Genomic DNA, 7,787 nt, shown 5'->3' on the forward strand with positions numbered 1-7,787 from the left:
GGCAAGGACGGTTAGAACCGTCCTTGCCACTCACGAGGCCGTCAGAGCTGGTCCACCGCCGTGATCCGGATGACCGCCGAACCCGCCTCGTCCGAAGCGGCCAGGTCGACCTCCGCGCTGATGCCCCAGTCGTGGTCGCCCGCCGGATCGTCGAAGATCTGCCGCACCCGCCAGATCTCCTTCTCCTGCTCGATGATCAGCAGCTTCGGCCCGCGCGCGTCCGGCCCGATGCCGAGCGTTTCGTGCTCGTCGTAGTAGTCCTCGATGGCGTCTTCCCACGCGTCCGCGTCCCAGCCCGACGCCGCGTCCAGCTCGCCGAGCGTGTCGTAGGCGCGCCGCGAAGCCAGCTCGACCCGGCGGAACAGCTCGTTCCGCACCAGCACCCGGAACGCCCGCTCGTTGCGCGTGACCGCGGGCGGTTCGGACGGTGGCCTCGTCGAAACCGGGCCCTCCTCTTCGGGATGCCGCAAGGCTTCCCACTCGTCGAGGAGGCTGGAGTCGACCTGGCGCACGAGTTCGCCGAGCCATTCGATGAGGTCCTGCAACCCCTCGTTCTTGGCCTCGTCGGGCACCGTGTGCCGCAGCGAGTCGTAGGTGTCGGTGAGGTATCGCAGCACCAGCCCTTCGGAGCGTGCCAGCTGGTAGAAACCGATGTACTCCACGAAGTTCATCGCCCGCTCGTACATGTCGCGCACGACGGACTTCGGTTTGAGCTCGTAGTCCTCGACCCACGGATGCCCTTGCCGGTAGCGGGAATACGCCGCCTCCAGCAGCTCCTCCAGCGGCTTCGGGTACGTGACGTTCTCGAGCAGCTCCATCCGCTCGTCGTACTCGATGCCCTCGGCCTTCATCGCCTGCACGGCCTCGCCGCGCGCCTTGAACTGCTGCTGCGACAGCACCGGACGCGGGTTGTCCACAGTGGATTCCACAATGGACACGACGTCGAGCGGATACGACGGCGACTCGACGTCGAGCAGTTCGATCGCGGCCAGCGCGAACGGCGAGAGCGGCTGGTTCAGCGCGAAATCGAACTGCAGGTCCACGGTCAGCCGGACGATACGGCCCTGCTCGTCGGGTTCGTCGAGCCGTTCCACCACGCCGGCCGCGAGCAGCGCGCGATAGATCGCGATCGCGCGCAGGATCAGTTTCCGCTGAGCGGGACGGTCGGAATGGTTGTCCTCCAGCAGATGCCGCATCGAGTCGAACGCGTTGCCCGGCCGGGAGATCACGTTCAGCAGCATCGAGTGGCTGACGTGGAAACTCGACGTCAGCGGCTCCGGCTCGGCCGCGATCAGCCGGTCGAAGGTGCTCTCCGTCCAGTTGACGAACCCCTCGGGCGCCTTCTTGCGGACGATCTTCTTTTTCTTCTTGGGGTCGTCGCCCGCCTTCTCCAGCGCCTTGGCGTTTTCGACGACGTGATCCGGCGCCTGCACGACGACGTAGCCGTCGGTGTCGTACCCGGCGCGGCCCGCGCGGCCGGCGATCTGGTGGAACTCGCGCGCCTTGAGATGCCGCTGCCGCACGCCGTCGTACTTCGTCAGCGCTGAAAAGACCACTGTGCGGATCGGTACGTTGATGCCGACGCCGAGCGTGTCGGTCCCACAGATCACCTTCAGCAGCCCGGCCTGCGCGAGCTGCTCGACCAGGCGCCGGTACTTCGGCAGCATGCCGGCGTGGTGCACGCCGATACCGTGCCGGACCAGCCTCGACAGCGTCTTCCCGAACCCGGCCGAGAAGCGGAAGTCGCCGAGCATCTCGGCGATGGCCTCCTTCTCCGCCTTCGAAGTGACGTTGATGCTCATCAGCGTCTGCGCGCGCTCGATCGCCGCGGCCTGCGAGAAGTGCACGACATAGACCGGCGACTGCCCGCCGTTGAGCAGCTCGGACATCGTCTCGTGCAACGGCGTCAGCGCGTAGCGGAAGGTCAGCGGCACCGGCCGCTCCGCCGAGGTGACCACCGCCGTCGGGCGGCCGGTCCGGCGGGTGAGGTCCTTCTCGAAGAACGAGACGTCGCCCAGCGTGGCCGACATCAGCACGAACTGTGCCTTCGGCAGTTCCAGCAGCGGCACCTGCCAGGCCCAGCCGCGATCCGGCTCCGAGTAGAAGTGGAACTCGTCCGCGACGACCTGGCCGACCGGCGCGTCGGCACCGAAGCGCAACGCCATGTTCGCCAGGATTTCCGCCGTGCAGCAGATGATCGGCGCGTCGGCGTTGACCGCCGAGTCGCCGGTCATCATGCCGACGTTCTCGGCGCCGAAGATCTCGATGAGCTGGAAGAACTTCTCCGAGACGAGCGCCTTGATGGGCGCCGTGTAGAAGCTCCGGCGGCCGTGCGCGAGCGCGGTGAAGTGCGCCCCGACGGCGACCAGGCTCTTACCCGAGCCCGTCGGGGTCGACAGGATCAGGTTCGCGCCGGAGACCACTTCGATGATGGCCTCTTCCTGCGCGGGGTACAGCTCCAACCCGCGCTCGGCCGTCCAGGTGGAGAAGGCTTCGAACAGCGAGTCGGGGTCGGGATCCGCAGGCAGGAGGTCTGTAAGTGTCATCAGAGGACCTATCGTGCCATCCGTTGGTCGCTTCTTGCCCAGGGGTGATCGCGCCCATCGGCGGAAACCCGTAGGCTTCGCGGTACCGCGCACCTTCCGGCACCATCGACCGGCCGCGCGCACACAGGCGGTAATCCGAGAGGGCTAAAGGAATGGCACAGGACATCATCCCGATCGAACTCGGCCTGCCACAGGGTGACGTCGTCACCCTCTGGGCGCCGCGCTGGCGGGAAGACGGCGAGGAATGGGAAGCCTTCCTCGGCGACGAGGAGGACCTGTACGCCTTCCCGGACGCCGCGCATCTCGCCGCCTTCGTGCGGACCTCCGAGCAGCACGACCTGCTCGACCACCCCGCGTGGGAGGTCGTCCCGGCGCTGAACGTGCCCGAGCTCATCCCGGACGACGACCACACGTACGACCTGGTGGGCGTCCCCGAGCTGGTCGCCGAGAAGCCGGACCAGTGGACCCTCGGCGAGCTGGCCGAGATCATCGGCATCGTGCGTTCGCTCGCGGACGTGTGCGAGCTGGACGAGGTCCACGAAGTCCTCGACGCGCACGAGAGCTTCTCACTGCTGGATCAGGGCACGCTGCCCTTCTCCGGCCGCGACGGCGAGCGTCTCTGGGCGGACCTGTCCCAGGCGGTCTCCGAGAAGTGGGACACCGTCCTCGACGCGATCGACGGCCTGGTGACCGTCCCCGACGTCGACGAGAAGGTGCTGGAGCAGACCGCGGAGGAGCTCGCGACCTTCCTCGCGGAGTCCGCCGAGGCCGAAGCCGCCGCCGCCGACGACGACCTGGTGGACGACGCGGACGAGGACGACGACGAAGACGACGAGCCCGTCGGCTTCTGGGGCGAGGTCGGCATCGACCCGATCAAGATCATCACCTCCGGCGCCGAGTACTACACGCTGCGCTGCTACCTCGACGACAAGCCGATCTTCCTCGGCAGCGAAGGCGAGATCGACGTCTTCACCTCCGAGAAGGCCCTCATCCGCGCGATCGCGGACGGCAAGGAGCTGGCGGGCAACGACCTCGCCGAAGTGTCCACTTGGGACGAAGTGGCCACGAAGGCCACCGCGGGCGAGCTCGAGATCGAGGTCGACACCGAGAACACCTACGTGCTGAACGGGATCGCCGACGACATCGCCGAAGGCCCGGAGTCGATCGACCCGACCCAGCTGGAGCTGGCCGTCGAGCTGATCACCGACGCCGCCGAGTGGGCCGAAGACGACAGCGTCGAAACCGCGCTCGCCGCCAACGAAAGCCTCGGCTGGCTGGTGTCGTTCGTGCTGCGGCCGGACCCGTCGCGGCTCGAGCCGAGCGCTCCGTTCGACGCCGAGCAGTCCGAGTGGCGGAAGCTCGTCGAGACCTTCGAGAACCGGCTCACGGTTCTCTGATCCACCCGTGAAAGGGCCCTTCAGGTTCGTCCTGAGGGGCTCTTTTCGTCTCTGACGGGCACCAGCGCCACAGCCAGCGCGGGAAAGACCGCTGCCACGCAGAACGCCAGCGCGTACCGCGAATCACCGATCACGAGGCCCAGCATCGGCGGCGTCAGCGCGGCGGCGATGTTCTGGCCGGTGTTCTGCGTGCCCATCGCCCGCCCCGCCCACGCGAGCCCGGCCATCTCCGCCGACGCGGTGAACCCGAGCCCGTTGTCGGACACCGTGATCACCGCGGCCAGGACGAGCGCGAGCAGCACCAGCCACGGCCACGTCGCGTCCCCGAGCGCGACCAGCAGCATCACCGCGGCGCTCGCGATCGCCAGCTGCCGCATCGGCCGCAGCCTGCTGCCGACCCGGTCGGACCAGTAACCCGACACCAGCCTGCCCAGTGCGCCGAGGATCTGCACGGCGCCGACGAACCAGCCCGCGGACGCCGCCGTCCAGTCGTGCATGGTCACCAGGTACACGGGGGTGAACGCGGAGACCGTGAACTGCGGGACGACGAGCAGCGCGCTCGCGCCGTGCACCCGCCACAACGCCGGCCTCCGGTACGGCGACGGCGGTTTCTCCCCCTTGCCCGCTTCGGCCTCCGGGCGCGGCGGATCGACCAGGAGCCAGGCGACCAGGAGCGCGACGCCGATCGCGGTCAGCGCGGGCAGCAGGAGCGAGACCTGGAAACCCCAGCGGTCCGCGAGCGGCGGGAGCCCGAAGGCGGCGACGCCCACCCCGAGCGGCTGGGCCATCTGGCGGATGCCCATCGCGAAGCCGCGCTCGGCCGGGCCGAACCAGCCCAGGACGGCCCGGCCGCTCGCGGCGTTCACTGACGCGGTGCTCGCGCCGGCGAGCAAGAACACCCCAAAGAGGATCCCGAGCGAGTGGTCACCGGCGGCCGCGTACACGAGGAGTAACCCCGAGACGCCGAGCCCGATGGCCATTACCAAACGCTCTCCGTAACGGTCCGCGGCCGCACCCCACAGGATCAAGGTGAACAACAGGCCAAGACTCGGCGCCGCGACCACGGTCCCCGCTTCGGCGAGCGAGAGCCCCTCCGCACGCTGCATCGACGGCACCAGGAACGGGAGCCCGTAGAGGAACGAACAGCTCGCGGTCTGCGCGGCGAGGCCGAGCGCGAGGATGAGCCAGCGCCGTTTGCCGCCGATCCCCACGTCCACGACCTGCGTCATCATCGCCACCGTTTCACTATTTGGGATAACACTCCTACATAGTGAACGATAGTTGTCACTGCTAACTAACGCAAGGCCGCGTACCCCGGCTTGATGACCGTGTTGATGATGTCGAGCCGCTGGTCGAAATCGAGGAAGGCGGATTTCATCGCATTGATCGTGAACCACTCGAGATCGGCCAACCCGAAGCCGAACGCCTCGCTCAGGGCCGCGAATTCGCTGGTCATCGAGCAGCCGCTCATCAGCCGGTTGTCGGTGTTGACGGTGACCCGGAACCGCAGCCTGGCGAGCAGGCCGATGGGATGCTCGCCGATCGAACGCGCCGCTCCCGTCTGGACATTGGACGTGGGACAGATCTCGAGCGGGATCCGCCGGTCGCGGACGTAGGCGGCCAACCGTCCCAAATGGACCGTGCCGTCACTGTCGGTCTTGATGTCGTCGACGATGCGCACGCCGTGACCCAGCCGCTCCGCGCCGCAATGCTGAATCGCCTCCCAAATGGACGCGAGCCCGAACGCCTCCCCGGCATGAATGGTGAAATGCGCATTATTCGTCCGCAGAAACTCGAATGCGTCGAGATTTCTGGTAGGCGGAAAACCGTCTTCCGGTCCGGCGATGTCGAACCCGACCACGCCGGCGTCGCGGTAGCGCACCGCGAGGCCCGCGATCTCCAGCGCCCTGGCGTGCTGGCGCATCGCGCAGAGCAACGTCCCGACGCGGATCCGGCCGCCGCCGTCCGCCACTCTCCGTTCACCTTCGGCGAATCCGGCCTGAATCGCCTCGACCACCGCATCGAGTGACAGTCCGCGTTCGACGAAGAGTTCTGGGGCATAACGCACCTCGGCGTAGACGACGCCGTCGGCCGCGAGGTCTTCCACCGCCTCGGCGGCCACTCTGACCAGCGCTTCCTCGGTCTGCATGACCCCGCAGGTATGCGCGAACGTCTCAAGGTACGAGACGAGAGAGCCGGAATCGGCGGCGTCGCGGAACCATCGGCCGAGTTCGACGGGATCGGTGGTGGGCAAGGCCTCGTAGCCGGTCCGCTCGGCGAGCTCGGCGACCGTCGCGGGCCGCAATCCGCCGTCCAGGTGGTCGTGGAGGAGAACCTTGGGAGCGCGGGCCAGTACCGCCTCCGGGACGTGTGGTCTGCTGCTTTCAGAGGACATACGTAACGGTAACCAGCCTGTCATTCCCCTACATGGCTGTAAGTCTCATGCTTGACTTAACCCTCGGCTTTGTGGATCACCGGCTGAATCGGCCATCAGGGCAGAGCTCGGCATTGTCCGATACCCGGGGGCCATACGCAGAGCAATTTCGCAATGGATAAGCTTCACGGCACGTCCCTCCCATTTCCCCGCCCACGAAGGACACCGCAGTGACCACTGACAACCACATTGCAGCCCCGTCCTTCGACCGGATGCGCAACATGCTGGTGCGCGCGGCCGAAGTGCGTGAGAGCGAACAGCAGCAGATCTTCGACGCGCTCGACGACATCTACGCACGTCTGGCCCCGGTCGACTCGCTCGGCGCGGTGCGCAAGCGGCTCTCCGAGATGCCCGACCGCACCGAGACCAGCGTGCTCGCCGAGCGGCTCGACGAGACCATGTCGCGGCTCGAAGCGCAGGACACCGCGATCGCCGCGCTGACCCGCGCCGTCGAAAGCATCGTCGACAAGCTGGCCAAGCCGTTCGCTCAGCTCGACGGCCGCCTCGACGGCATGGCCGCGCGTCTGGAAGGCGTCGGGGGCCGGATGGACGGGCTCGAAGACAAGCTCCAGAACATCCACCGCCGTCTCGACGAGCTCGGCGCGCACCTCGACAAGCAGGACGTGAAGACCGACGCGCTGCCGCAGTCGGTGATCGGCCCGGTGCGCGAGCGCGTCGAGCAGGCCGAGTCCACCCTGCGGGACCGCGTCGACACCGTCGACCGCGAGCTGCGCACCCGCGTCGAGAACCTCGACAAGGCCACCAAGGAAAGCCTCACCGCGAACACCGAGGCGCTGAAGACCGCGCTGACCGAGACCGGCGAGATGGTCGACGCCTCGGAGCGCCTCGACGGCCTCGGCGACCGGCTCGAGAAGGTCACCTCGCGGCTCGACGACCTGGCCGAGCGGCTCGACAAGGTCGAGGACGGTTTCACCGGGCGCCTCGGCGACCTCGACGGCTCGATCCGCTCCGGTCTGTCGAAGGTCGAGAGCACGCTGCAGAAGCAGCCGGACACCGACTCGGTCGACTCGCTGGTGCGCAAGAGCAACGACGAATCCGTGCGCCGCATCGGCGGCCAGCTGGACGAGGCCATGGCGACCTTCGCGGAGCTGATGCTCGGCGGTGGCCCGGCCGTGCAGCAGATCTCCCCGCCGCCGCCCGCCCCGCGCCAGCCGCGCCGCAGCTCGCGCAACGGCCGGGCGCCCAAGGCGGCCGACGCCAAGGCGAAGGCCGACGGCGGCGACGAGTCCACGGACTGACGCTTTCTTTAGCGCGTGAAGGCCCCCTTCCCTCGGCTGAGCCGAGGGAAGGGGGCCTTCACGCTTCTCCGGCCTGGCTCCCCGCGCCGACCTGCGTTTAGCGGGCTAATCGCGATCCGCCGGGCCCGGGCGTTGCGAAAGCCCTGTCTCT

General features: G+C 68.0%; 5 protein-coding genes. 2 read left to right on the forward strand and 3 right to left on the reverse strand.

All coding sequences use genetic code 11. The annotated features are described in order from the left end of the window. Window positions 1–41: 41 nt before the first annotated feature. Window positions 42–2,546: a DEAD/DEAH box helicase gene (locus ACFWIW_RS41960; protein WP_378373581.1), complete on the reverse strand. Its 2,505-nt coding sequence runs from the start codon at window positions 2,544–2,546 to the stop codon at window positions 42–44. Between the two features lie 152 nt (window positions 2,547–2,698). Between ACFWIW_RS41960 and ACFWIW_RS41965 the strand changes: the two genes are divergently transcribed. Beyond that, window positions 2,699–3,943, forward strand: coding sequence for a primosomal protein (locus ACFWIW_RS41965; RefSeq protein ID WP_378373582.1), 1,245 nt, complete (start codon window positions 2,699–2,701; stop codon window positions 3,941–3,943). Window positions 3,944–3,963: 20 nt separating this feature from the next. Here ACFWIW_RS41965 and ACFWIW_RS41970 read toward each other — a convergent pair whose 3' ends face one another. Together ACFWIW_RS41970 and ACFWIW_RS41975 are read right to left on the reverse strand one after the other, a co-directional pair. Next, the gene (locus tag ACFWIW_RS41970) at window positions 3,964–5,172 is read right to left on the reverse strand and encodes an MFS transporter (protein WP_378373583.1); all 1,209 of its coding nucleotides are present in this window, start codon (window positions 5,170–5,172) and stop codon (window positions 3,964–3,966) included. Window positions 5,173–5,237: 65 nt separating this feature from the next. After that, on the reverse strand, window positions 5,238–6,338 hold the full coding sequence (locus tag ACFWIW_RS41975) for an adenosine deaminase (RefSeq protein ID WP_378373584.1): 1,101 nt from the start codon (window positions 6,336–6,338) through the stop codon (window positions 5,238–5,240). Between the two features lie 209 nt (window positions 6,339–6,547). Here ACFWIW_RS41975 and ACFWIW_RS41980 point away from each other — a divergent pair, with 209 nt between their 5' ends. Then, the gene (locus ACFWIW_RS41980; RefSeq protein WP_378373585.1) at window positions 6,548–7,636 is read left to right on the forward strand and encodes a PA containing protein; all 1,089 of its coding nucleotides are present in this window, start codon (window positions 6,548–6,550) and stop codon (window positions 7,634–7,636) included. The last annotated feature ends 151 nt before the right edge of the window (window positions 7,637–7,787 follow it).

Origin of the sequence: Amycolatopsis sp. NPDC058340, assembly GCF_042723975.1 — a bacterium.
Taxonomy (GTDB): Bacteria; Actinomycetota; Actinomycetes; order Mycobacteriales; family Pseudonocardiaceae; genus Amycolatopsis.